Below are 22,610 nucleotides of genomic sequence, written 5' to 3'. Positions count from 1 at the left end.
TCCTCACGCCGCATGTGCGGCAGGTGTTGCCGATGCAGCAAGGTGGTTGATGGACTCGCTGACCTTGCCGTAGATCTCGACATCGCTGCCGTACACGGTGAAACACCGAGTGTGCGGGCTCTTGTTGCCGATGCTCAGGATGGTGGTGACACCTGAGCGCAATTGAGTGCGGTGAAGCGCGACAACTAGGGGATAGTCGAAGCCTATGTCGAGGCTTAGCACACCTCCGGTGCGTACCAACTCGAACACGCGTTGCTTGTCCGAAACTTCAAAGCGCCCGTATACACGGCTTGCATGCGGTCGGTGCGCCAAGTCGCTGGTGTTGCTCGCGTCGAATGGGCCGTTGGCAATCTCTTCAATGAAATCGGCCAGCTTGAGATGCATCTTCTTGTCGTTCCGCAGGGTTAGCGTGTGGCGTTCGCAGCCCAGCTCGATGACGAAAGTGCTTTCCGTTGTGCCACGTTCAACCTTGAGACGGAACGCCAGGCACTCGCGCTTGGGCGCTGTCCGGAGTACGTGGTTGAAGGTCTCGGTCAGGTTGACCTGGGCATTGAGCAACTGCAGGGTGCGGTTGTCGATTTTGAATTTGATCATGCTGCATGCCCTCCGCCGTTCGGATCGAATGGGGCTGGGGTGACACGTGCTTTCAGCTTCGGTTTTGTAGTGACAAATACGCAGCCAAACTCGCGGGCTAAGCGGCGAATCTCAAAGATTTGGAGGGGGTTGGCAGCGGCTGGGTGGACGTGCAAGGTTGCTGTGGTGTACATGGTTTTGCCTCGCTCTGTGGTGGAAGAGTTGGGCAAATATCAACTGATGATAGCCTTATGTCAACTATTGGTTGATATTTTGGTTTGACTTGATGACACGTTAGGATGCGCTTTGCCATCACTACGAGTTTTAATTTTCTAGGAGTAACGATCGAATGGATGCCGTGAAGTGCAATTGCGACGTCGCCAGAAAATCCCAAAAAATACAGTTTTACATACAATTACTTGGCCCCTTAGTAGCCCTAATATCCGTATTGATAACAATTGTCGGGGGGTTGATCACATACAATCATCAGTGGGAGACAACTCGTCATGATCGATTGATTTCAGAGGCGCACAAAGTTTCTGATGAGTTAACGATTCTTATGTATTCCGGGTTGCAGGACATAAAAGATTTGAATGAAGCAGTAGATACGAGTAAGGATTGGCCGGATTTTTTTGATAAATACTACCGTCCGTATTTAGTGAGAAAAGACAAGTGGCGTAGGGATATGATCGTAATGCACTATAAAATCGAACGATATTTTGGCGCTGATCTGGCAGCGCAGCTTATAAATACAAATATGCTTATTGCAGGAGTGCAACCAGACGACTTAAGTAAGCCTTCACCATGCTCTATGAGTGAGGAGGCTAAGAAAAGCTTAATGATCACAAATGAAATAATTGAGTGCGAAATAAGAGTTGCTGCTTCTGCTCGGCCGGCTTTGGATGGAGGTGCGTTTAATGAGCTGGAGTTGCTTAAGTTTAATAATGAGATATCTGCGCATAATATGAGGAATATCGATATTTATGATCGTCAGATAATTCAGTATATAAAGTCGGTAAATGACAGGCTAACTGCGATGGGAGAGGTAAGTGTCAGTGTTGTCGTGAAGAATTGATTGTCCGTGGCTTGTTTGAATTTGCTAGTGTGATGGCTAAGAGAGGAAGATATGAGCGGAATAAGGAATTCTGATATGTGGCGGCTACAATACAGAAATAATCGCTACATGAGTATTTTAAGTTCTGAAGAATTAGAGAGTCGGTGTAATGACATTTTATGTAATCTCACGATTCTGTCTCCCGAAGGACAGATCAGCTTTCGAGAGATTAACGCCGAAGGTAAATATTGGATGGTTGCATGGACTCATGTTCTGGAGGAGTTTGCTTTACGATATGGTCCATATCCAAACGGATTCAAAAGTGGTTTCGTCAAAGGTGCAGATATGGTGTCACCGACCTTTCCTGCGCCACCGATGTCAAAAGTTGCAATCGATGCGATAGGGGGAGTGCCAACCCTTGCTCTCTATAAATTTGGTAAATACAAATACCTATTTGAGTCATTGATTAGGGGGCGGTTTCGAATTGCACCAGCATCTATTTATAATGATCCTTCTCTAAATAACGCAGTTAGAGATGATGAGCTTTCATTTACAATTTCGAAAAGAACAATGGGAGTGAAATTTAGGGGGGCGCAAAATTCGCTTAAAGCATTTGGCCGGCTGGACAAGAAGTTGGTGTCTAATACAAATTACTATGTAGTCTGTTTTGCTACGGATTATACATTGCGGGAGTATGATGATTTTGAGGCGGATGCCTGCTTGGTTATCAAGGAGCCTACAAGGTTTATCCGCGATCTATTGAGTGCGGTCAACGAAAGACTACCCGGTTTTTTGCCATCTGCTTCTTCAGTAAAGTACGTTGATCCCCTGAATTGCGAGGAGTCGGATATAGATCTCTATATGTGCAAGCACTTTAAGTATACCTATCAAAACGAGTATCGAGCAGTATGGGTTCCAAAAACTCCTACAGCGGAACTTGAAGCGATCAATGTTGAGTTAGGGAGTTTAGAGAGTTACGTCGATTTGTTACGGATTTAGTTATTCAGGTATGAATGAGCCGACAACTTTACCGCAAATGTGCGTTTCTTCGGTAATTTCTATTATGGGGTATTGAGGGTTTATTGGTCGCAAATACTGCCGGCCAGCGTCTTCCACTAAAACCTTAAATGTTGCCTCATTCGTTCTTGGCAGTCTCGCTATGACCCTGTCCCCAGTTTTTGTTTCAGCCTCAGGATCTACAAATATAATGCACCCAGTTGGATAACTGCGACCTGGGCCTTGATTAGTCATTGAATCTCCAAGGACCTTCAGCGCGTAACCGTGGATACTGATCGGAACAGGGCATGATAGCCACGAATCGGGATCACAAGATTCAAAATTCGAAATTGCTTCGCACCAAGCCCCGGCCTGTACCCAAGAAATCAGCGGAACCTTACCAAAGCGATGATTTATTTCGCGGACGTTATTTTCGTCGCCTACGACCAGCTGACGAACGTTGTTTTCTGCTGATAGCTCTTTCGGTAAGACGCCATACTCAAGCCATTCCCGGCGTACCTTCAGCCACGAGCAGAGCGCCGCCACGCTATCTGCTTCTGCAATTGCCTCACCGTTGAGCCACTTACTGATGGCTTGCGTGGTTTTATCGACTCCCATGCTTTTCAACTGACGGTGGATGTCCACGCCACGACCCCGTTTGCGTACGCCGGCATCGTCGAGGGCATCGTGTAGGCGCTCGCTGAAAGCTGCGCGGAGAGTATTTTTATCAACCATGAGTTGAGCGTCTCACAAAGGTTGCGCAATAGTCAGTTGATCTATAACATCAACCACGAGTTGATAAATGGAGGTTGTCATGCTGGATCCCGCAGATTTTCCTAACGCGATTGCATTCGCGTTTGAAGCCGTAGGCGGCATTGGGGCCGCCGCGAAGGTATGCAATAGAAGTTATCAGGCGTTGAACAAATGGCGTCAGACAGCATGCCTGCCGCGAACGGATTACACAGGTGAAACCAAATACGCCGAGTTGCTGGCGACAGCTGCACAGCAGAAAGGCAACGCCTTTCAAGCAGCTTGGCTGCTGAATTCTTCCGCTCCTCAAAAAGCTGCAGCGTAGTAAGAAAAAAGGCGACCCAAAGGTCGCCCAGTTCCTCCCGGCACGCACCACCACAGCGCTGTCGGGTCGCGATAAAGAAAGGCGGGCACACCACATGCAACCACCACTCTTTATCGCGCTTTTCCAAGGCTTGGAGGCCTTGGGTTGCTGCCTTTTCCACCACAGATTGGGCAGCTGTTGCGCCAGGGGTGAGCAACGGATTGCTCGCCCCGGCACGGTGCCGGTATCGATCCCGAAGATCTAGCCGGCGTTTGGGCCCTTTCAAGCCACGCGGCAAATGTATCACCACTGCATGTCGCGCGGCACTGGCAACTTACAAGGATTAATGCCATGAGCCGTATTGCTCTGAGTTCTGTTGAGCGGGCGCAGCGGGAAGTTTTGCCGCTCGATCTCGCGCTTTACCATGCCGCTCGGGACTACCCCGGCGGCGCCGCAGCCATCGCCGCCACCACCGGCCGCAATGCGACCACGCTGCAACACAAGCTGTCCCCAACCCATCCCAGTCACACGGTGAACATTCAAGAGTTCGGCGAGATTCTGGAGCTGACCAAGGATCGCCGCATTCTGGATGCGGTGCATGCCTTGGTCGGTGATACGACTTGGCAGGAGCTGGCCGAGGCGTACACCAATGACATGCCCGAGACGTTGACCACCGGGATTGCCGAGTACTTCCGGCAGGTCGCGGATCTGGCGGATACCTGGGCCAAGAGCATTGGCGACGGAGTTGTTTCCGATGAGGAACTGGCCGCGATTCGGCTACAGGTGTTCCGTGGGATTCAGGGGCTGTTGGGGTTGTTCAACCGCGCCACGTATGTCAACCAGATGACGCGGGGTGTTGATCGTGGCTGACATTGCTGACTTCGCAAATGACCTGGTGCAAGAGCGTATCGATCAGGCGCTCGCTGCACGCAACGCCGCTAAACCTGCATTGGCGGCGCATTCGTTTCTATTCTGTGAAAACTGCGACAGCCCAATCCCCAAGGGACGGCGTTTAGCTGTTCCTGGCTGCACGCAATGTGTGAGCTGCCAGGAGGTCGAGGAGATCATGGAGGCCATCCATGCTCGATGAAGTGTTGGGGCAATTCGCGGACTACGGCCTTGAGCCTGCGCAGCCGCTGGTGTTCGGCAAGCTGACCCGGTGCAAGACGACGCAAGACAAGGGCAAGGAAAAGAACGGCTGGTATGTCGTTCATGAGCAGCGCACCGAGAAAGGCGAGACGCTGATCTTCGGTGCGTTCGGTGACTGGCGTTCGGGCGAGTCTCAGAAGATCAAGGTCAAGGCCGGGCGGATGTCGCCGGAAGAGCGCGAGGTCATGCGTGCTCGGCAGGAAGAGGCCAAACGCCGCGCGGCTGAGATCTCGGCCAACGCGGCACGTCGTGCGGCCAAGCGAGCGGCCGGTATGTTCAAGCGCATGCCCGAGAAGGGCCGTAGCGACTATCTGGATCGCAAGCAGATCGTCGGTTTCGGCGTTCGGTATGCACCGCGCACCGGGGCGTTTTTGGTACCAATGAGCAACGTGCGCAACGAGATTGTCGGCCTGCAGGTGGTGTTCCCGACCAAGCAAGAGGACACCGGTCGCGACAAGTCCTATTGGCCTTATGGCATGTCGAAAGAGGGAGCTTTCCATCTGATCGGGCCGCACCCGGATCCGGGCGAGCCGGTGCTGGTGTGTGAGGGTTACGCGACCGGCGCAAGCCTGCATATGGCCACGTCATTGACCGTAGCCGTTGCGTTTGACGCGGGCAATTTACTGGTGGTTTGCAAGGCCATGCGCGAGCGTTTCGCCGGTTGTCCGCTGATCATCTGCCGGGACGATGACTGGAAGACCACCAAGCCGAATGGCGATGCGTGGAACCCCGGTGAAGAGAAAGCGAACAACGCGGCGCTGATTGTCGGTGGTCAGGTGGCCGCGCCGATCTTTTCCGGTGAGCGGGAAGCCAAGTGGACCGACTTCAACGACCTGCATGTTGCGGAAGGGTTGGAGGCGGTGCGCCGTCAGGTGTTGGCGGTGGTCAAGCCGCCGGCTGCTGGTGGCTGGAAGGACATGCTGGCCCGTAGTGAAAGCGGCGCGTTGATCGCACACATGCAAAATGTCGAGTTGATCCTGGCCAATGATGAGCGTTGGGCCGGGGTCATTAGTTACAGCGCCTTCAGTTCGAAGATCGTCAAGCTGCGTGCGGCACCTTATGGCGGCGGCACGGGCGATTGGGCGGACATTGATGATGTGCGGGTGATGAAGTGGCTCGCGCAGCAGTACAACTTGCGGGTCAAGGCTTCGCATGTGATCGAGGCGGTGAGTGTGGTTGCGCATGACCATGCGTTTCATCCGGTGCGGCAGTACCTGCGCAAGCTGCAGTGGGATCAGGTGCCTCGGCTTGAAAGTTGGCTTACCGATATCATGGGCGTTAAGGCCACCGATTACTCGTCGAAGGTCGGCAAGCGCTGGATGTTGTCGGCCGTTGCTCGGGTGATGAAGCCCGGCTGCAAGGCTGACTCGGTGATGATTTTGGAAGGCGCGCAGGGCGCCGGTAAGTCGACGGCGATGAGCATCCTCGGCGGCGAGTGGTTTATGGACACGCCGTTTGCGCTGGGTGACAAGGACGGCTTTCAGGCGATCCGGGGTAAGTGGATCGTTGAGCTGGGCGAGCTGGACAGCTTCAACAAAGCTGAGAGCACGAAGGCCAAGCAGTTCTTTTCGGCGTCCACCGACACTTACCGCGAGAGCTACGGCCGCAGAACAATGGACGTACCACGCCAGTGTGTTTTCGTGGGCACCACCAACCAAGACGAGTACCTGAAGGACGCCACCGGTAACCGGCGTTACTGGCCGGTCGCGTGTACCAAGGTGGATCTGGAGCTGTTGCGCTCGATGCGTGATCAGCTGTGGGCCGAGGCGGTGTTTTGCTACGACGCTGGCGATCTCTGGTGGGTGACGTTGGATGAGGCTGCGATGTTCGGCGAGGAGCAAGACGAGCGCTTCGTTGTGGATGAATGGGAAGGGCCGATTCTAACCTGGCTCGAGGAGTCGCAGATCGGCGAGACCACCACCGGCAGTGACGTGCTCACCAGCGCGTTGAAGTTGGACTTCGGGCATTGGGGCAAGCCGGAGCAGATGCGCGTCGGCGCGATCATGCATCGGCTGGGCTGGCGGCGTGTTCGATTGCCGGCGTTGGCGAAGAGCGGCCAGCGGCCTTGGGCTTACAAGAAGCCAACAGGGTGGGGCGGTGCATCGGCGTTGCAGCGGGAAGCGTTCGAGGAGCCTTGTTTTGATTAAGGAGATCGATTCGCTGCTTCGGTTATGGGCGCAGGAGCTGCACTCGGAACATTCAAAAGGAGGGCTGGCTGGGGGAAATATGGTTGCCATGATGATGGAGAGCAACGGGCAACTGATCAGGGGGCGACGTGCCTTCCGTGCGCCGCTGGAGAGTTCGTTGGACATTGAGCTGATCGTGACCAAGCACCTCGCACCGCAGCTGGTGGCAGTGGTGCGTGAGCATTACTGCACGCTCGATGTGGATATGCGCTTGCGGTATGCCCACTGCGGTTGCGGTCGCGACACTTACTATCAGCGTTTGCATGATGCGCATCTGCAGATTTATTGGGTGCTGATGGGGGCGGCTGCGTGACCCCATGCAGCGCTCCGGTTGTGGTTGTCCTACTGGCCCGTCTTGTCTCGCTGCTTTTTGATGCAGTGGGACAGGTGCGGGCCTTGTCGTTGTTGGGTTGTCCCACCGTCCCGCCTAGTAGTGCCTCCCGCCCGTGTAAGCGTAGCGGGCTAGCACTACGCGCTTACGCGCGAACGCGTGTTCTTTAAAATTCTTCCTTTACACGAGAAAGAAGAAAGATAAGTAGGACAGTGGGGCGAAACCCCGAATTTAGGCGCTCTCAGGCGTCCCACTTCGATTCTGAAAAGTGGGACGTATGGGACACCGCCGCAACAACAGAATGCCGTGGTGGTGTATTCGCCGACATTCGCTAGGCGTTCACCCTGCGTTACCCACTTATTCACCGGGTGGCATTAAAACAGGGTTGCTGCCACCGGAATCGACCTGTAAAAAGTAGTCATCTTCGATAGGTGCGACCGCAGAGAGCGGCAGGCACCACACCACCAAACCCGGCCATTGCGCCGGGTTTTTTATTGGGAAGATTTCTTGTACTCAAGCGAATAACGCAGGTAGTTCTTCAGGAACCAAGCCGTAGCGAGCAATACCAGTACGCCGAGGGCTGCAAGATTCAGAGTCAGGATTCGAACGAGGGTGAAGGGCTCGCTGCTGGTTAACAAGAGGTAGACGCTGTAAGCGTGGCTGCATGTGAGAACTAGCCAGCAAACCCAAGTGGCGGAGATTTTGAGTTCAATCAGTCGCTGTCCACTGATGGAGAAATATGCGAACACGGCGGTGATGAAAGCTAAAGCGAAGGTTGCTTTATCCATGAGAGCCTCGTCAGAAGATAGTCGGAAGGCATGAGCCTAAGACTCCAAACGACCGGCTACAAGTTTAATGCTCATACACCGATCGAATTGGAGATGTGATGACAAACGAGCAACAAGCACTGGCAGAGATGCCGATCTGGTTAGTGATTGTCCTGGCGCTGGTCGGCGGCGTGTCGGGCGAGATGTGGCGAGCGGACAAAGACGGGGCGCGGGGTTGGGCATTGTTACGGCGTCTGGCACTTCGGTCCGGTGCCTGCGTTGGTTGCGGACTGTCCACCATGATGTTGCTACACGCCGCCGGGGTGTCGATCTGGACTGCGTCGGCGATGGGCTGCCTGACCGCAATGGCCGGTGCCGATGTCGCCATCGGGTTGTACGAGCGCTGGGTTGCCAAGCGACTGGGCGTGACCGAGTCGGCATCGACCGACAACCGCTAAGTGGCACCCCAGTTGGGGCGCGTTTTTCTGGGTCCTCCCCGAAGGCCGCCCCCTACACGGGTCGTCGAACTCGCGGGATCTCTGCAGCTGAGAATTTTGCAGGGATGTCCGTCTTTTCAAAGGATTAGATATGGGCAGGACAGTCAGCAAGGCCGACTTGAGCGAGATCATCGGCCGCGACGAACGCACCCTGACCCGATGGCAGAACGACGGCTTGCCGGTGATCGAGTTCGGCCTTGGTCGGGGTAACGAAAACAGCTATGACACCGAAGCGGTGATCCAGTGGCTGATGCACCAGGCCTCGCTTAACGGCAAGAAAGAATCTTCCCGCGACCGCCTCGACCGGATCAGGGCCGACCGCGAAGAGATCGCGATGGCCAAAGATCTGGGCGAAGTGGTCATTGCTGATGACCTGATCCAGCGTTTCGAAGCCATGATCACGGCCGCCAAAGTGGAGTTGCTCAACTCGTTTCCGGACGCACTGGCCGTAGACCTGTCGGCGCGCTATGGCGTTGAAGTTGATGAGCAACTGATCCGCGAACCCATTGAAACCATCCTGAGGAGGCTGTCCGACTATGACAAGGATGATGCCTCGTCAGATGGATATTCTGACGAACCGGACGATCCGGAGGGCCTTGAAGAAGACGGCGATTAAAGCGCTGCGCGGTGCCTGCCGTAAGTGGGCGCCACCGCCGCGAATGAGCATCATCGAATGGGCGCACAAGTACCGTTGGCTTGCACCGGAAGAGTCGGCACGCCCTGGCAAATATCGGTTTGACGTGACACCGCACTTGATCTGGCCCGGCGGCCCGTTGGAGGCGTTGGACGATCCGGCGGTCAGCGAAATTGTTGGTCGTAAATCGGCGCAGGTGGCATGGACATCGGGCGTCTTGGGTAATGCCCTCGGCAAGTGGATCGACATCGATCCCTCACCCATTCTGGTGCTGTTCCCCAAGGCCGACGCCGCCAAGCAATACGTCGGCGAAAAACTCGAACCGATGATCGAGGCCACGCCACGGCTGCGCAAGAAGGTAGATCTGCGAAGCCGCAAGCTGCAACAGCGTCAGGACTTTAAACGCTTTCCCGGCGGCTTCCTGAAAATGGTGGGCTCCAACAGCCCGGCCAGCGTGAAATCCACGCCGGTGCCACGGGTGGCGATTGAAGAACCGGATGACTGCAACCTCAACCTGCGCGGGCAGGGCGACAGCATCAAACTGGCGAAGGAGCGTCTGAAAACTTTTCGCCGCTCCAAGATCATCATCGGCGGTACGCCAACCATCAAAGGCCTGTCGGCCATTGATGCGGAGCTGGAACTGTCGGACAAGCGTGTTGGCCTGGTGCCGTGTCACGAATGCGGCCAGGAACATGCACTGAGTTTCGACAACCTGCACTGTGATGAGGATCCGGATTACTTGCATGAAGTGTACGGCAAGAAACGTCCGGAAAAGACGTTTTACGCCTGCCCCCACTGCGGCGGGATCTGGGACGACAACCAGAAAAACGCCAACCTCAAGCACGGCCGCTGGGAGGCCACGGCCGAGTTTCGTGGTATCGCCGGCTACATCCTCAACGAGCTGTATGCAACGTTTTGGGGATCGCGTTTTGAGGTTCTGATGGAGAAAAAACTCCAGGCTGAACACGCGGCGGCGCAGGGCAACATCGGCCCGATGATCGCCTTCGTCAACAGTTCTAAGGGCGAAAGCTACGAGTACCAGAACGATGCCCCGAAGACTGACGAACTGGAAAAACGCGCAGAGCCCTACGCCGAACTGACGGCGCCCAAGGGCGTGCTACTGGTCACTGTCGGTGTCGACGTGCAGGGCGATCGCCTGGCACTTGTCTTCACCGGCTGGGGACGTGGCGAAGAATCATGGCGGTTGTATTGGGGCGAGCTTCACGGCAATCCCATCGATCCACATGACGCCGTCTGGCAGGAACTGGATCGGGTGATCTCGCAGCCCATTCCCACTGAGGGTGGTGCGCATCTGGCGGTGTCGGCGGTCAGCATTGACAGTTCTGACGGTAATACCAGCGATGCGGTTTACACGTATGTGCGGGATCGTCAGCGTTACAACGTCATGGCGATCAAGGGCGCTTCCAAAGACAGCCGCGACAAGGATATTTTCACCAAGCCTTCGCAGTCGGTGGACACCTCGCAGGACAACACCAAGGCCGCGAAATACGGTTTGCGGGTGCACATCGTCGGCACGCACAAGGCCAAAACTCTGATCGACGGCCGGCTTCGGTTGAAGGGCTCGGGGCCAGGGCGTATGCATTGGTACAGCGAGATCCGCTCCGACTATTACGAGCAACTCACCAACGAAGTGTTGGCGCCGCACCCGCGTATCCCCAGCAAAATGGTCTGGCAGAAAAAGGCCGGTAGGCGCAACGAAGCGCTCGACTGCGAGGTGTATGCCTTGCACGCCGCACGCAGTCTGAAAACGCACCTGCTGCGCGATCACGAATGGGACCAACTGGAACAGCAACTGCTGCAGCCAACTTTGTTCAACAACGATCAACCGGTCGCACCGGTACCGCGCCGAGCAATGGCTCGTGGGCGGGGCACCCGCAGTCGCGCGGGCTATTAAGGAACACACAATGACAGACGCACAACAGCGCCTAGCGGAAGTCCGGGCGGCGATCTCTGACGTCCTGAAAAAAGGCCAGCGCCTGCGCCGTGGCGATCGTGAACTGTACCGCGCCGAGCTGAACAGCCTGCGTTTGCTGGAGCAGCAGTACGCCAAGGAGGTCGCGCTGGAGCAGGCCCAACAATTGGGACGCGGCCGCAACCGCGTCTCCTACCTGGCGATTTGATTATGGGCTTTTTTCGAAAGGATCCGTCCGAGCTGCTGATGCGCGAAGCCATCAAACTTGCAAAATCGGTATCCGATGCACGGCCCATCGTCGCCCAGGGCGGTGGTGGCGGTGTCGAAACCCGCTGGCGCGGCGCTTCGCGTGTCCTGCGCAGCATGGCGAGCTGGATTCCCGGGCTGGGTAGTCCACGCCGGGATCTCGACCAGAATGAACGGCGCATGCTGGTAGCCCGTTCGCGGGATGCCATGCGCAATCACTTGATCGCGCGGGCGGCCATCACCCGCTTGCGCACTAATGTGGTCGGCACCGGGCTGGTTTGCCGGTCGCAGATCGATCATGTCGCGCTGGGCCTGAGCGAGCAGCATGCCGAGGAACTCAACAGCCAGCTTGACCGGTTGTGGTCGTTGTACGCCGATGACCCACGTGAGTGCGATGCTGAGGCAACGCTTAACCACTACCAGTTGCAAGCGCTGGTCATGGTGTCGTCGATGGTCTGTGGTGACGTGTTGATCGCCAGTCCCGACGATGAACGTCCGGGCTGTGTGTTCAGCACACGCTTGCAACTGATCGAGTCGGACCGGGTTTGTAATCCGGCCGGACAACTTGACACTGCCAATTTGGTGGATGGCGTCGAATTCGACAATCTGGGCGCCCCGCTGGCCTATCACGTCTGTACCGGCTACCCGAGCGAGTTCACAGCAGGCCAGGTGCTCAAATGGCAGCGCTTGCCAGCTTTTGGTGACGCTACTGGCCGGCGACGTGTCATGCACGTCATGGCCGACAAGGAACGGCCGGGGCAGAAGCGTGGTGCGCCGTACCTGGCCCCGGTGCTGGAGCCGCTGCAGAAGTTGGAGCGCTACAGCAGCGCCGAACTGATGGCGGCGGTGATCTCGGCGATGTTCACCGTGTTCATCAAGAAGAACAACGACTTTCAGGTCTCCAGCTTGCCGCTGACAGCGTTGGCCAACGAAGGCGGCGGTGCTGACGGTGATAACACTGCCGACGGCGATCTGGCCTTGGGCGAGGGCGCCATTGTCGATTTGGGGCAGGGTGAAGAACCGGTGATTGCCAACCCGGCGCGGCCCAACGCGCAATTCGATCCGTTCTTCACCGCCGTGGTGAAAGAGATCGGTGCCGCGTTGGAGCAACCAATGGAAGAGCTGTTGCTGCATTACAGCAGCAGTTACAGCGCAGCCCGTGCCGCCATGCTCCAAGCGTGGCGTTTCTACAGCCTGCGCCGTTGGTGGCTGATCTGCGACTTCTGCCAGCCCAGCCGCGAATTGCTGATCGATGAAGCCGTGGCACGGGGGTTGATCAAGTTGCCCGGCTACGCGGAACCGGCCAAGCGCAAGGCGTACTGCCAGGCAATCTGGATCGGTCCGGCCCGTGGCGCCATTGATGAATTGAAGGAAGCCAACGCTGCCGGCAAGCGAATCGAGATCGGCGTCAGTAATGAAACGCTGGAGACAGCTGCGATGACCGGTGAACCCTGGCAGCAGGTGTACCGACAGCGCGTGCGCGAGGTCGAGCAACGCCGTAAAGACGGCTTGCACGTTCTACCCAAGGGACGCGAGCAGGAAACCCCACCGTCCAATAACCCCAACGAGGATTAACCATGCCCCGCGCATTTGAGCTGGCTGCATCACAGCCCTGGCTGATGCTTCCCGGCGCCCTGGACAACCTGCTGACCATTGCAGACCGAATGGGTGATCCGGCGGCGCTGGAAACCCGCACTGGCATGCGCCTGGAAAACAGCCGCAACGTCAGTGTGCGCAACGGCGTGGCGATCATCCCGGTGGTCGGCCCTGTATTTCGCTATGCCAATCTCTTCACCGAAATCAGCGGCGCAACCAGCACACAGGTGCTGGCCACTGACCTGCAAGCGGCGCTGGATGATCCCAAGGTCAACGCGATCATCCTGAACATCGACAGTCCGGGCGGCGTTGCTGCCGGCATCAACGAACTGGCCGACCAGATTCATGCCGCCCGGGATCGTAAACGTATCGTCGCCTACATCGGCGGCACCGGAGCCAGCGCGGCCTACTGGATCGCCTCTGCGGCCAGCGAAATCGTCATCGACGAAACCGCGCTCGCCGGCAGTATCGGTGTTGTCGTCGAGGCAGTGGTGGAGGGGGACGCAGCCAGCGGGCGCAAGCGTTATCAGATCGTCAGTCGCAATGCGCCCAACAAGCGCGTGGATCTGGCGACCGAAGAAGGCCGGGCCAAGGTCGGCGAAACGGTCGATGCCATGGGCGATGTGTTTGTCGCCAAGGTGGCCCGCAACCTGGGCGTGGATCCTGAACGTGTTCCTGAAATGGGGGACTTTGGCGGTCTGCGCGTCGGTGCCGCTGCCGTCGAGTCCGGCCTGGCGCACCGCCTGGGCTCGCTTGAAACATTGATTACTGAACTGGCCAAACCGGCCGCAACCCAACCGAGGAAATTCAACATGACCACTGTCACCAGCACGGCGGAGTTGCGTGAAGCGCTGGCCGCCGGCACGGATCCGCAAACCATTCAGATCGCCCAGGCCAGTCAGCCGGATCTTGAAAACATCCGCACCGAAAGCCGTGAGCAGGGCGCAACCGCCGAACGCCAACGCATCACCGGCCTCAATGCCTTGGCGAGCAAAGGTTTCGAGACCGAAATTGCTGCCGCCATTGAGGCCGGTACCTCGGTCGAGGCCACCGCACTGCAATTGTTCAAGGCGGCTCAGGATCGCGGTATTTCCCTGAATGCCATCAAGTCTGATGCCACCGGTGCCACGACCGCCACGCCGTCCGGTGATGGCGACCAGGGTGAACGTAAGGCCGTGGTCAACGCCATTGTTGTGGGCGCCACGCGCCGCTGATTGGAGAATTTCATGAGCAACCCAGAACGCCAAACCTACGTCCCCGATCAACTGTCGGCCGGCGCCTTCCCGGTGATGATCGACACAGCTGTGATCGCCACGGGACAGAAACTCAATCGCGGCGCTGTCCTCGGCCAAGTGAAAACCAATGGTGAATATGTGCTGTGCACGGCTTCGGCCAGTGATGGCTCCGAGGCGCCGAAAGCGATTCTCGACCAGGCCACCGACACCAGCAAGGGCGCCCAGACGGCGCCGATCCGTCTGACCGGCGAAGTGCTGGCCAGCCAACTCACTCTCGGCGAGGGCCTCACCCTGGCGCAGGCGAAAGCTGCGCTGCGTGCCCTGTGTCTGTTCGTTCGTTAATTCGGAGTTTTCGATGGATATTTTTGATACCCGCACCATGCTCGAAGCGGTCGAGCAGATGCCGACCGCGCGCCGCTTTCTGCTGAACACCTTTTTCAACGGCGGCAGCCCGGTGACGTTCCCCACCAAGACGGTAGACATCGACATCATCAAAGGCAAACGCAAAATGGCGCCGTTCGTGCATCCGCGTTTGCCGGGCAGTGTGTCGTTGCGTGAGGGCTACACCACCAGCAACTACACGCCGCCTTATATTCAGCCCAAGCGCGAGACCACCGCCGAGTTGGTGCTCAAGCGCTCGGCGGGCGATAACCCGTTCTCCTCGCGCACCCCGTTGGAGCGCGCCGGACAATTGCTCGGACGTGATCTGCGCGACCTGGACGACGAGATTCTGCGCCGTGAAGAGTGGATGTGCGCCCAGGCACTGACCACCGGCAAAGTCCGGGTGATTGGCGAAGGCGTCGACGACACCATCGACTTCTTGATGGCATCCGATCACAAAATCAGCCTGGGCAGCGGTCAATGGGGCTCTGCCGACGGCGATCCGATTGCCAACCTGCGTGGCTGGAAACGCCAGATCGCCAAAGACTCCGGGCGCACGGCCAACACCGTGGCCATGAGCGGTGAAGCGCTGGATGCGTTCCAATCCAACGCCATGGTGATGAAGCAACTCAACACCCGTCGCGTCGATCTGGGCCTGATCAAGCCAGAGGAACTGCCGGATGGCGTGACCTATCTCGGTTACCTGAACGATCCGGGCGTCGACCTGTACGGCTATGACGAGTGGTACCTGGACGATGACGACGACGAGCAGCCGATGATTCCGGCAGGCGGCTTGATTCTCGGTTCCACCTCCACGCGCAATGCCATGTTGTACGGCGCGATTCAGGATCTGGAAGCCGTAGAAAGCGGTCTTGTTGAAGCCGCTCGGTTCCCGAAAAGTTGGGTGACCCAAGAGCCTAGCGCCCGTTGGCTGAAGCTGCAGAGCGCTGCCTTGGCGGGCCTGCTGGAGCCGGATGCTTTCATTTACGCCAAGGTGGTGTGACATGGCCAAGAAAGCCGAGTACCTGGTGATCGACGGTTGCGTCCAGGACGGACGTACCGTGGTGCTGAAGGGGGAACCGTACACCCCGCCCAGCAAGGAAATCGCAGACGCATTGGTCGCCGAGGGCCGCATTGCCCCCATCAAGGATCCACTGGCGCAGCAGTTGCTGCGTGAATCTCAGGGGCGTTCCGGCGATGGCGATGATATCGACGACGGTGAATGACCGTGCGCTTTCGCGAACTCAGCGACGACATGGACGCCCTGGTACTGGATGGCCTGGGCGACGTAGGGCTGGTCGGCGGTCGGGAGATCGCCGGCTTTTTTTCAGCACCGTGGTTACAGCCGCGCATGGGGCGGATCAATACAGCGCTACGGGAACCGCAGTTCGAGATTCGCGTCAGCGATGCGGCAGACATTGAGCCAGGTCAGGTGGTGGTCATCGACCTGCCGATTCAGGACGGTGGTGGTGACTATGACCTAGTGAAGCTGGAGCCAGACGGCGAAGGTTGGGTGGCATTGATCCTGAGGAGAAGCGTATGAGCGTCGGCAGTTACTTCAAATCATCTGCCGACGGCGGAATGATCTCACTGCAGGCTTCGGCAGCGGATCTGAAAGAGTTCCAGAACTTCGCCAAGCTGGTGCCGAAAGCGGCGGTTGCCGCCCAGCGGCGGGCAATCAATAAAACCCTGCGCTGGCTCGCCACACACATTGCCCGCGCCGTCGGCCGGCAGGAACGAATCGCGGTCACCGCCGTGCGGCAGCGCTTGCGGGCCTACCCGGTCAGCGGCGGATCCAACAGCGGGAAATTGTGGTTCGGCCTCAACGCGATTGAGGCCAGCCGCATTGGCAACCCCCGCCAAGGCAACGCCGGTGTGTCGGTGGCCGGTCGCCGGTATCAGGGAGCCTTTTATAAAAAGGTCTACGGCAACAGCTCCGATATCTGGATTCGCACGGCGAGCAAGCACTTCAAGGCCGAAGACTACCCCGACAGTGATATCAATACGCGTGTTGGCGCGAGCTCGGGCTGGATCGCCGAACACGACAGCCGCTTTCCGTTGGCAAAGGTCAAGGTATCGCTGGAGCAGGTCCGGCCGCATTTTGAAAGCTGGGTACGCCAGGCTGATGAACACCTGCTGCATGTCCTGAAACAGGAACTCAATTTTGAACTGCACAAGTATCTGAAGGGGAAATAACGTGGTAGCCAAAACGGACGAACCATTCAGTCTCAAGCAGTTATACCGGTCCATTGAACAGCACGTACAGGCACATCTGCCGGGTGTCCACACCGTGGCAGTCTGGCCGGTGATTAGCGATCGTGTTCGGTTGCCGGCGGTGTTCATCGAAATGGCGGAAATGGAGCCGGGGCAGGACTTGGGTACGGGTGAAACATGCTTGGCTTGCAAGTTCGAGGCACGAGTGGTCACCGATCCCATCCAGCCAGACCATCATCAACAGGCCGTATTCCTGGCAGGACAGCTTGCTATTTTGCTACGCCTGCAGAGTTGGGGCATCGCGGTGGAGCCTTCGGAATTTGTGCAAGCCATGCAGGACTGGACCAAACCGGAACTGGACGGGTACACGGTCTGGGTTGTGGAGTGGACCCAGCAAATCTATCTGGGCGAGACCGAATGGCCATGGCCGGACGAACCTCCGGGCACGTTGGTTTTTAACTTTGAACCGGGCGATGGCCCGGTGAGGCCGGAGGACCTGTGAGTTACGCCCAAGCGGAACACGATCGGATGATCGCGGCCATGCTGATGCCGTGTGCGGTGGTTGGTGTCGATCTGCCGGCGGGCATGGTACGCGTGACCAATGGCGAATGGACCAGCGCTTGGGTGCGCTGGCACAGCCTCGCCGCCGGTAAGGCGCGACACTGGCGAGCACCTTCTTTAGGCGAGCAAGGGGTGTTGTTCAACCCCAGCGGACAGGCCGGCATGGGCACCTTCATCCCGGGACTTTACGGCAATGCAGGCGCGCAACCGGATAACCGCGACCATGTTGAAGTCTGGCGTTTTGATGACGGTGGCTCCCTAGTTTACGACTGGCAGGCCATGACCTACAGCATCACGCTGCCCACCGGCACGGTCACCATCAAGGTTGGCAGTACAGAGCTCGTCGTAACGGATGACGCCGTGACGGCTAAGGTTGGCGGCTCAGAGGTGGCACTGACGCCGGAGGCGGCGACGGTCAAAGCAGCGGCCATCAAGCTGGTCGGGGCGGTGGTCATCGACGGAGCGTTACACGTCACGCAAGACATCACCGGCGCTGCCTCGATCCTCGCTGCCGGATCCAGCGACAACCATCACACGCACTGATCAGCAATACATCCAGCCCGCCGAATGCGGGCTTATTTATGCCTGGAGAAAACATGGCCAAGACAAACGAAGTTCTCAACATTGAGCAGCCGCAGCCGCAGCCGCAGCCGCAACGAGCAACGGATTTAATTCTGAAGTTTCGCGACAAGGTTTTTACTTCGCGCACGTTGATCATCCCCGGCTCAGGGCGCACGTTGCCGGTGGCCAAGGGCTGCGTCGAAGTATCCGTGTCCGACGAACAGGCTGTCAGCTACCTGAAGGCCCACGAAGAATTCGAGCCGCTGGGGTGATTTAGATGATCGGAATGGATCGCCACACCGGCCAACCCATCTCCGGCATCGAGCATCTGCGCCAGTCCCTCGCGGACATGTTGGGCACGCGGCTGGGCAGTCGGCGGCATCGGCCGGACTATGGCAGCAAGATTCCCTTGTACGTCGACATGCCGGTTAACGAAGGCTGGAAAAGCTCGGTTCAAGCCGAAGCGATTCGCGCAATCGGGCGTTGGGAACCGCGTGTAAAGCTGGAGCGCATTCGCGTTCTGTCCGTGCTGGGCGGTCGGATCGAGCTAAGTCTTGCCGGCGAATACCTGGGCGACGGCTTTCTGTTTGAGGTGAGTGTATGAGCATCGTTGATCTGTCGGCGTTGCCGGCGCCGGACGTGCTGGAAGGTCTGGACTTTGAAGACACTTACGACGAAGCGCTGACCACCTTTCGCGGCCACATGGGCGACAACTGGACCGCTCCGGTGGAGAGTGATCCGGTCGTCAAGTTGCTGGAGGTGGCGGCCTATATGAAAGTAGGGAACCGCGCCCGGGTCAACGATGCCGGCAAGGCGCTGCTGCTGGCGCACGCAATCGGCAGTGACCTCGATCAGTTGGGGGCGAACTACAACCTGAAGCGCCTGGTGATTCAAGCGGCGGATCTGGCAGCGGTGCCGCCTGTGCCTGAAGTCAAGGAGCTGGACGACCCGTTTCGCGAGCGCATCCAGTTGGCCTTTGAAGGCCTGACCACGGCCGGCCCGCGCAACAGCTATATCCTGCACGCGCGCAACGCCTCGGGTCTGGTGGCTGACGCCACGGCCGAAAGCCCGCAGCCTTGTTACGTTACGGTAACGGTGCTGGGCACCGAGGGGCGCGGCGAAGTCGGTCCCACGGTGTTGGCCGCCGTCGCGACCGCGCTGAATGACGACGAAGTGCGGCCGGTGGGCGACCGGGTGACGGTGCAAAGCGCGGAAATTATCGACTACCGCATTGACGCCATTTTGCACATGCCCGGCGCCGGGCCTGAGGGTGACGCCAGTCTGGCCGAGGCCCAAAAGCGCTTGGCGGCGTGGATCAATCCGCGCAAGCGCCTGGGCGTCGAGGTCGCACGGTCGGGGGTGGACGCCCAGTTGCATGTGGCCGCCGTGTCTCGGGTTGAGTTGGTCGGCTGGGTTGATCTGGCGCCGACGATGGCGCAGGCGGCGTGGTGCACCGGTTATGAGGTCAAGCTGGCGGGGGCGACATGAAAAGTCTGCTGCCGAGCAATAGCACGCCACTGGAGCGCGCCCTGGAGGCGGCGTTTTATGAGCGAACCATTGTCCCGTTGCGCACGCTGTACAACCCTGATACTTGCCCGGTTCATCTGCTGCCCCACTTGGCGTGGGCGTGGTCGGTCGACCGTTGGGATTATCGGTGGTCGGAGGCGACCAAGCGCGCGGCCATCAAGGCGTCTTTTTACATCCATGCCCACAAGGGAACCATCGGCGCATTGCGCCGCGTGGTCGAGCCCTTGGGTTACCTGATCGAAATCGTCGAGTGGTTCAACACGGTGCCGGAGGGGCCCCCGGGCACCTTCGCGCTGAAGGTCGGCGTGCTGGACACCGGTATCACCGAGGAAATGTATCAGGAGCTGGAACGCCTGATCGACGACGCCAAGCCTGTCACGCGGCATCTCACGGGGCTGGCGATCAGCCTCGAAACGCAAGGCCATTTGAACATTGCCGCCTGCCTCTACGAAGGCGACGAAATCGACGTGTATCCGCCGGTGATGCGTGACATCGAGGTCACGGGCCGCTTTGCCGTGATCGGCCGCGAACACTCCATAGACACCCTGGACGTTTACCATGATTGATGCGAATTCCCAGTTTTTCGCCATCCTTACCAACGTAGGACTGGCCAAACAGGCGAACGCCGACGCGCTCGGCATTCCCTGGAAAATCACCGAGATGGGCGTGGGTGACGCCAATATGACCGACCCGATCCCGAGCGCCGCGCAAACCAAGCTGATCAACGAATGGCGTCGCCGGCCGTTGAATCAGCTCAAGGTCGACGCGGCAGATCCGGCGATCATCATCGCCGAGCAGATTATTCCCGCCGATGAGGGCGGGCGCTGGATTCGCGAAATCGGTCTGTACGATGCCGACGGCGATCTGGTGGCGGTGGCCAACTGCGCGCCGAGTTACAAACCGCTGTTGTCGCAGGGGTCCGGCCGTACGCAAGTGGTGCGGATGAATTTCATCGTCAACAACTCCGGCAACATCACGCTCAAGATTGATCCGGCGGTGGTGTTGGCTTCGCGGTCCTACGTCGACGCGGCCATTCTGGAAGTGTTGCCAGCGAATAAAACGGCTGGTGAGTTCACGCGGGTCAAGGTCAATAATCGTGGCGTGGTGGTGTCAGGGGATAACCCGTCTACGTTGGCGGGGATGGGCATTACGGACACCTACACCAAGCCGCAAATCGAGTCGATGATTGCCCAGGCATCGGCGCTGCCTGTCGGCACGATGGTGGCGTTTCCGGTGAACAAGCTCCCGCCCGGGTTTCTGGAAATTGACGGCAGTGTCAAAAGTATTGCGGCTTATCCCGATCTGGCCACGTTTCTTGGCACTGCTTTCAATATGGGTGATGAGGGCGCCGGTAATTTCCGCTTGCCGGAATCGCGCGCTGAGTTCTTGCGTGGTTGGGATCATGGTCGTGGCGTCGATGCAGGGCGGGCGATTGGCTCGTATCAGGCTGATGACTACAAGTCTCACCGCCACTCTAGGCTTAATGTCGATGCAACAGGCGTTCTCTACACCGTAGCCTCGGGTATTACGGGCGGCGGTAACACAGGCGGCTTTTATGCTGCGCCCGGAGTGCTGCAAGATACGGGTTATGCGGGGCTCAATACGGGTGCGTCTGGTGGCACTGAAACCCGTGGCCGCAACTTGGCGGTTATGTGGTGCGTCAAGGCATGGAATGCGCCGATCAATCAGGGGAATATCGACATTGCTGCGCTGGCTGCTTTGGCGGCGCAAGCCACGGAAATCAATCAGGGCACGGCCAAGGTCGCGACGGATGCGCAGATGCTGGAAAGCGCGAATGACGTCGTTATTGCCACCCCGAAAAAACTGCGTAAGGGCTTTGCCGTCAGCCTGACCGCAAACGGCTACATCACGTTTCCGAGTTGGCTGGGCGGGTGGATTGTTCAATGGGGCTCTGGGCTGTATTCAAGCGATACGCCAGTGCCGTTTACGCTTGCCTTTCCTACCGCGTGCCTGGCTGTTGTAACGGGCGCAGGAAACTACGACAGCCCTAAAGCGGCCTATCAAAAAGTGACCGCCATTGGCGGGTATTCACAAACCAAAACTGGATTTATCGCCAGTAGTTCAACCGGGATTTTGGCCAGTGGTGCTTGGCTGGCCGTTGGAAACTGAGGGGATCAAATGCGCTTTTACAGCAAAAAAACGGGCTGTACCTATTTGCCAAGTGTTCATGGCGACAATATGCCGACCGACGCGGTGCCAATTTCCGAGGAGATTTACCTGTCGGTAATTGCCAACCCAGTTAGCGGGAAAGTGCGAAGTCATAACGCCGAGGGGCAGCCTGTGCTAGTCGATGCCTTGCCGCCTGACAGAGAAACGCTGGCCGACATGGAGCGACAGTGGCGCGACGGCGAGCTTTCGAGGGTGCTGTGGCTGCGCGAGCGTCACCGCGATCAATTGGAAGTTGCCGGGCCCCTCACGCTCACGACCGAGCAATTCAACGAGCTGCTGGTTTATATGCAGGCGTTGCGCGATTGGCCTCAGTCGCCCGATTTTCCCGACAGCCAGCTCCGGCCAACGGCGCCGGACTGGATCGCCGAACAGGCGCAATAAACGCCCCGCACTGACGGGGCGTTTTCTTTTCCGTTACGCGTAACACGAACATCCCCCTGACAGCCTCGCATATGCGGGGCTTTTTCGTTTCTGGAGATCAATCCGTATGAGTGGATTTTTTCACGGCGTCACCACCACGCTGATCGACACCGGCGCACGCACCATCTCACTGCCGTCGTCGTCGATCATTGGCCTGTGTGACACCTTTACCCCGGGCTTGCTGGGCGGCGGCACGGCCAAGGCCGGCGAGCTGGTCTTGCTCACGACCGAGCGCGAAGCCATTGCCGCGTTTGGCGCCGGTTCCGCCATGGCCAAGGCGGCCGCTGCTATCTACGTCCGGGCCAAAGCGGTGATCGTCGCTGTCGGTGTGCCCAAGCTCGACGACGCTGCGCTGCAAACGTCCGCCATCATTGGTGGCGTTCTGGCCGATGGTCAGCGTACCGGCCTGCAAGCGCTGCTGGACGGCAAGAGCAAACACAACGCCCAACCCAAACTGCTAATCGCCCCAGGGCATTCGGCGACCCAGGCGGTGGCCACCGCCATG

29 protein-coding genes and 1 pseudogene are annotated in these 22,610 nt (G+C 58.2%); 27 read left to right on the top strand and 3 right to left on the bottom strand.

The features are described 5' to 3' along the window. Positions 1-3: 3 nt before the first annotated feature. On the bottom strand, positions 4-594 hold the full coding sequence (locus ACQKP4_RS11155) for a hypothetical protein (RefSeq protein WP_427633054.1): 591 nt from the start codon (positions 592-594) through the stop codon (positions 4-6). Between the two features lie 328 nt (positions 595-922). On the opposite strand from ACQKP4_RS11155, the gene ACQKP4_RS11150 reads away from it, so the two are divergent. Both ACQKP4_RS11150 and ACQKP4_RS11145 read left to right on the top strand, forming a co-directional pair. After that, positions 923-1,648, top strand: a complete 726-nt coding sequence (locus tag ACQKP4_RS11150) for a hypothetical protein (RefSeq protein ID WP_427633052.1) — start codon at positions 923-925, stop codon at positions 1,646-1,648. 108 nt (positions 1,649-1,756) lie between these two features. Beyond that, positions 1,757-2,626 (top strand): hypothetical protein, encoded by an 870-nt coding sequence (locus ACQKP4_RS11145; RefSeq protein WP_427633050.1) that lies wholly within the window; start codon positions 1,757-1,759, stop codon positions 2,624-2,626. On the opposite strand, the gene ACQKP4_RS11140 is transcribed toward ACQKP4_RS11145, so the two are convergent. Continuing rightward, a complete protein-coding gene (locus ACQKP4_RS11140; RefSeq protein ID WP_427633049.1) occupies positions 2,627-3,358 on the bottom strand; it encodes a LexA family protein in 732 nt (243 codons plus the stop codon). Between the two features lie 79 nt (positions 3,359-3,437). On the opposite strand from ACQKP4_RS11140, the gene ACQKP4_RS11135 reads away from it, so the two are divergent. The 5 genes from ACQKP4_RS11135 (at position 3,438) to ACQKP4_RS11115 (ending at position 7,325) form a co-directional block, all read left to right on the top strand. Further along, positions 3,438-3,698 carry a hypothetical protein gene (locus tag ACQKP4_RS11135; protein ID WP_427633047.1) on the top strand — a complete coding sequence of 87 codons (261 nt, stop codon included), beginning with the start codon at positions 3,438-3,440 and terminating at the stop codon, positions 3,696-3,698. A gap of 330 nt (positions 3,699-4,028) precedes the next feature. After that, positions 4,029-4,547 (top strand): phage regulatory CII family protein, encoded by a 519-nt coding sequence (locus ACQKP4_RS11130; RefSeq protein ID WP_427633045.1) that lies wholly within the window; start codon positions 4,029-4,031, stop codon positions 4,545-4,547. Next, on the top strand, positions 4,540-4,767 hold the full coding sequence (locus tag ACQKP4_RS11125; RefSeq protein WP_427633043.1) for a TraR/DksA family transcriptional regulator: 228 nt from the start codon (positions 4,540-4,542) through the stop codon (positions 4,765-4,767). The genes ACQKP4_RS11130 and ACQKP4_RS11125 overlap by 8 nt, the downstream gene beginning before the upstream one ends. Further along, positions 4,757-6,973 (top strand): VapE domain-containing protein, encoded by a 2,217-nt coding sequence (locus tag ACQKP4_RS11120; RefSeq protein WP_427633041.1) that lies wholly within the window; start codon positions 4,757-4,759, stop codon positions 6,971-6,973. The genes ACQKP4_RS11125 and ACQKP4_RS11120 overlap by 11 nt, the downstream gene beginning before the upstream one ends. Beyond that, positions 6,966-7,325, top strand: a complete 360-nt coding sequence (locus tag ACQKP4_RS11115) for a hypothetical protein (RefSeq protein WP_427633040.1) — start codon at positions 6,966-6,968, stop codon at positions 7,323-7,325. The genes ACQKP4_RS11120 and ACQKP4_RS11115 overlap by 8 nt, the downstream gene beginning before the upstream one ends. Before the next feature lie 509 nt (positions 7,326-7,834). Here ACQKP4_RS11115 and ACQKP4_RS11110 read toward each other — a convergent pair. After that, positions 7,835-8,131, bottom strand: a complete 297-nt coding sequence (locus ACQKP4_RS11110; protein WP_427633038.1) for a hypothetical protein — start codon at positions 8,129-8,131, stop codon at positions 7,835-7,837. Positions 8,132-8,229: 98 nt separating this feature from the next. On the opposite strand from ACQKP4_RS11110, the gene ACQKP4_RS11105 reads away from it, so the two are divergent. The 20 genes and pseudogenes from ACQKP4_RS11105 to ACQKP4_RS11010 form a co-directional block, all read left to right on the top strand. Further along, positions 8,230-8,568 carry a phage holin family protein gene (locus ACQKP4_RS11105; protein WP_427633036.1) on the top strand — a complete coding sequence of 113 codons (339 nt, stop codon included), beginning with the start codon at positions 8,230-8,232 and terminating at the stop codon, positions 8,566-8,568. Between the two features lie 130 nt (positions 8,569-8,698). Beyond that, complete coding sequence (locus ACQKP4_RS11100) at positions 8,699-9,223, top strand: terminase small subunit (protein WP_427633034.1); 525 nt, start codon at positions 8,699-8,701, stop codon at positions 9,221-9,223. A gap of 43 nt (positions 9,224-9,266) precedes the next feature. Continuing rightward, positions 9,267-11,156: a phage terminase large subunit family protein gene (locus ACQKP4_RS11095; protein ID WP_427633032.1), complete on the top strand. Its 1,890-nt coding sequence runs from the start codon at positions 9,267-9,269 to the stop codon at positions 11,154-11,156. A gap of 10 nt (positions 11,157-11,166) precedes the next feature. After that, positions 11,167-11,382, top strand: a complete 216-nt coding sequence (locus tag ACQKP4_RS11090) for a hypothetical protein (RefSeq protein ID WP_427633030.1) — start codon at positions 11,167-11,169, stop codon at positions 11,380-11,382. A 2-nt stretch (positions 11,383-11,384) separates the two neighbouring features. Beyond that, a complete protein-coding gene (locus ACQKP4_RS11085; RefSeq protein WP_427633028.1) occupies positions 11,385-12,995 on the top strand; it encodes a phage portal protein in 1,611 nt (536 codons plus the stop codon). Between the two features lie 2 nt (positions 12,996-12,997). Beyond that, positions 12,998-14,230: a S49 family peptidase gene (locus tag ACQKP4_RS11080; RefSeq protein ID WP_427633026.1), complete on the top strand. Its 1,233-nt coding sequence runs from the start codon at positions 12,998-13,000 to the stop codon at positions 14,228-14,230. A 12-nt stretch (positions 14,231-14,242) separates the two neighbouring features. Then, complete coding sequence (locus ACQKP4_RS11075; protein WP_427633024.1) at positions 14,243-14,593, top strand: head decoration protein; 351 nt, start codon at positions 14,243-14,245, stop codon at positions 14,591-14,593. 13 nt (positions 14,594-14,606) lie between these two features. Further along, the gene (locus tag ACQKP4_RS11070) at positions 14,607-15,635 is read left to right on the top strand and encodes a major capsid protein (RefSeq protein ID WP_427633022.1); all 1,029 of its coding nucleotides are present in this window, start codon (positions 14,607-14,609) and stop codon (positions 15,633-15,635) included. 1 nt (position 15,636) lies between these two features. Then, positions 15,637-15,858 (top strand): hypothetical protein, encoded by a 222-nt coding sequence (locus tag ACQKP4_RS11065; RefSeq protein ID WP_427633020.1) that lies wholly within the window; start codon positions 15,637-15,639, stop codon positions 15,856-15,858. A 2-nt stretch (positions 15,859-15,860) separates the two neighbouring features. Beyond that, positions 15,861-16,175 (top strand): head-tail joining protein, encoded by a 315-nt coding sequence (locus ACQKP4_RS11060; RefSeq protein WP_427633124.1) that lies wholly within the window; start codon positions 15,861-15,863, stop codon positions 16,173-16,175. Next, the gene (locus tag ACQKP4_RS11055) at positions 16,172-16,828 is read left to right on the top strand and encodes a phage tail protein (protein ID WP_427633019.1); all 657 of its coding nucleotides are present in this window, start codon (positions 16,172-16,174) and stop codon (positions 16,826-16,828) included. Before ACQKP4_RS11060 ends, ACQKP4_RS11055 begins: the two co-directional genes overlap by 4 nt. Position 16,829: 1 nt before the next feature. Continuing rightward, positions 16,830-17,348, top strand: a complete 519-nt coding sequence (locus ACQKP4_RS11050) for a hypothetical protein (protein ID WP_427633017.1) — start codon at positions 16,830-16,832, stop codon at positions 17,346-17,348. Further along, the gene (locus tag ACQKP4_RS11045) at positions 17,345-17,950 is read left to right on the top strand and encodes a phage baseplate assembly protein V (RefSeq protein ID WP_427633016.1); all 606 of its coding nucleotides are present in this window, start codon (positions 17,345-17,347) and stop codon (positions 17,948-17,950) included. Before ACQKP4_RS11050 ends, ACQKP4_RS11045 begins: the two co-directional genes overlap by 4 nt. A gap of 53 nt (positions 17,951-18,003) precedes the next feature. Further along, positions 18,004-18,240 carry a hypothetical protein gene (locus ACQKP4_RS11040; RefSeq protein ID WP_427633014.1) on the top strand — a complete coding sequence of 79 codons (237 nt, stop codon included), beginning with the start codon at positions 18,004-18,006 and terminating at the stop codon, positions 18,238-18,240. Between the two features lie 5 nt (positions 18,241-18,245). Continuing rightward, positions 18,246-18,572 (top strand): GPW/gp25 family protein, encoded by a 327-nt coding sequence (locus ACQKP4_RS11035; protein WP_427633012.1) that lies wholly within the window; start codon positions 18,246-18,248, stop codon positions 18,570-18,572. Beyond that, positions 18,569-19,456, top strand: a complete 888-nt coding sequence (locus tag ACQKP4_RS11030; protein WP_427633010.1) for a baseplate assembly protein — start codon at positions 18,569-18,571, stop codon at positions 19,454-19,456. The genes ACQKP4_RS11035 and ACQKP4_RS11030 overlap by 4 nt, the downstream gene beginning before the upstream one ends. After that, the gene (locus ACQKP4_RS11025) at positions 19,453-20,061 is read left to right on the top strand and encodes a phage tail protein I (RefSeq protein ID WP_427633008.1); all 609 of its coding nucleotides are present in this window, start codon (positions 19,453-19,455) and stop codon (positions 20,059-20,061) included. The genes ACQKP4_RS11030 and ACQKP4_RS11025 overlap by 4 nt, the downstream gene beginning before the upstream one ends. Continuing rightward, positions 20,054-21,625 (top strand): phage tail protein, encoded by a 1,572-nt coding sequence (locus ACQKP4_RS11020; RefSeq protein WP_427633006.1) that lies wholly within the window; start codon positions 20,054-20,056, stop codon positions 21,623-21,625. Before ACQKP4_RS11025 ends, ACQKP4_RS11020 begins: the two co-directional genes overlap by 8 nt. A 9-nt stretch (positions 21,626-21,634) precedes the next feature. Next, entirely contained in the window at positions 21,635-22,066 is a 432-nt protein-coding gene (locus tag ACQKP4_RS11015) for a phage tail assembly chaperone (protein WP_427633004.1), read from the top strand. Between the two features lie 106 nt (positions 22,067-22,172). Further along, positions 22,173-22,610: pseudogene (locus tag ACQKP4_RS11010) on the top strand (phage tail sheath family protein); the annotation flags it as partial.

The sequence above is a fragment of the Pseudomonas sp. NPDC086278 genome, assembly GCF_050280905.1.
GTDB lineage: Bacteria > Pseudomonadota > Gammaproteobacteria > Pseudomonadales > Pseudomonadaceae > Aquipseudomonas.
This window is presented reverse-complemented; position numbering and strand designations above follow the sequence as displayed.

Coding starts and splice junctions, on each gene's coding strand:
- ACQKP4_RS11155 (WP_427633054.1), bottom strand. CDS start 594: ATGATCAAATTCAAAATCGACAACCGCACCCTGCAGTTGCTCAATGCC.
- ACQKP4_RS11150 (WP_427633052.1), top strand. CDS start 923: ATGGATGCCGTGAAGTGCAATTGCGACGTCGCCAGAAAATCCCAAAAA.
- ACQKP4_RS11145 (WP_427633050.1), top strand. CDS start 1,757: ATGAGTATTTTAAGTTCTGAAGAATTAGAGAGTCGGTGTAATGACATT.
- ACQKP4_RS11140 (WP_427633049.1), bottom strand. CDS start 3,358: ATGGTTGATAAAAATACTCTCCGCGCAGCTTTCAGCGAGCGCCTACAC.
- ACQKP4_RS11135 (WP_427633047.1), top strand. CDS start 3,438: ATGCTGGATCCCGCAGATTTTCCTAACGCGATTGCATTCGCGTTTGAA.
- ACQKP4_RS11130 (WP_427633045.1), top strand. CDS start 4,029: ATGAGCCGTATTGCTCTGAGTTCTGTTGAGCGGGCGCAGCGGGAAGTT.
- ACQKP4_RS11120 (WP_427633041.1), top strand. CDS start 4,757: ATGCTCGATGAAGTGTTGGGGCAATTCGCGGACTACGGCCTTGAGCCT.
- ACQKP4_RS11110 (WP_427633038.1), bottom strand. CDS start 8,131: ATGGATAAAGCAACCTTCGCTTTAGCTTTCATCACCGCCGTGTTCGCA.
- ACQKP4_RS11105 (WP_427633036.1), top strand. CDS start 8,230: ATGACAAACGAGCAACAAGCACTGGCAGAGATGCCGATCTGGTTAGTG.
- ACQKP4_RS11100 (WP_427633034.1), top strand. CDS start 8,699: ATGGGCAGGACAGTCAGCAAGGCCGACTTGAGCGAGATCATCGGCCGC.
- ACQKP4_RS11095 (WP_427633032.1), top strand. CDS start 9,267: ATGAGCATCATCGAATGGGCGCACAAGTACCGTTGGCTTGCACCGGAA.
- ACQKP4_RS11090 (WP_427633030.1), top strand. CDS start 11,167: ATGACAGACGCACAACAGCGCCTAGCGGAAGTCCGGGCGGCGATCTCT.
- ACQKP4_RS11085 (WP_427633028.1), top strand. CDS start 11,385: ATGGGCTTTTTTCGAAAGGATCCGTCCGAGCTGCTGATGCGCGAAGCC.
- ACQKP4_RS11080 (WP_427633026.1), top strand. CDS start 12,998: ATGCCCCGCGCATTTGAGCTGGCTGCATCACAGCCCTGGCTGATGCTT.
- ACQKP4_RS11075 (WP_427633024.1), top strand. CDS start 14,243: ATGAGCAACCCAGAACGCCAAACCTACGTCCCCGATCAACTGTCGGCC.
- ACQKP4_RS11070 (WP_427633022.1), top strand. CDS start 14,607: ATGGATATTTTTGATACCCGCACCATGCTCGAAGCGGTCGAGCAGATG.
- ACQKP4_RS11065 (WP_427633020.1), top strand. CDS start 15,637: ATGGCCAAGAAAGCCGAGTACCTGGTGATCGACGGTTGCGTCCAGGAC.
- ACQKP4_RS11055 (WP_427633019.1), top strand. CDS start 16,172: ATGAGCGTCGGCAGTTACTTCAAATCATCTGCCGACGGCGGAATGATC.
- ACQKP4_RS11040 (WP_427633014.1), top strand. CDS start 18,004: ATGGCCAAGACAAACGAAGTTCTCAACATTGAGCAGCCGCAGCCGCAG.
- ACQKP4_RS11035 (WP_427633012.1), top strand. CDS start 18,246: ATGATCGGAATGGATCGCCACACCGGCCAACCCATCTCCGGCATCGAG.
- ACQKP4_RS11030 (WP_427633010.1), top strand. CDS start 18,569: ATGAGCATCGTTGATCTGTCGGCGTTGCCGGCGCCGGACGTGCTGGAA.
- ACQKP4_RS11025 (WP_427633008.1), top strand. CDS start 19,453: ATGAAAAGTCTGCTGCCGAGCAATAGCACGCCACTGGAGCGCGCCCTG.
- ACQKP4_RS11020 (WP_427633006.1), top strand. CDS start 20,054: ATGATTGATGCGAATTCCCAGTTTTTCGCCATCCTTACCAACGTAGGA.
- ACQKP4_RS11015 (WP_427633004.1), top strand. CDS start 21,635: ATGCGCTTTTACAGCAAAAAAACGGGCTGTACCTATTTGCCAAGTGTT.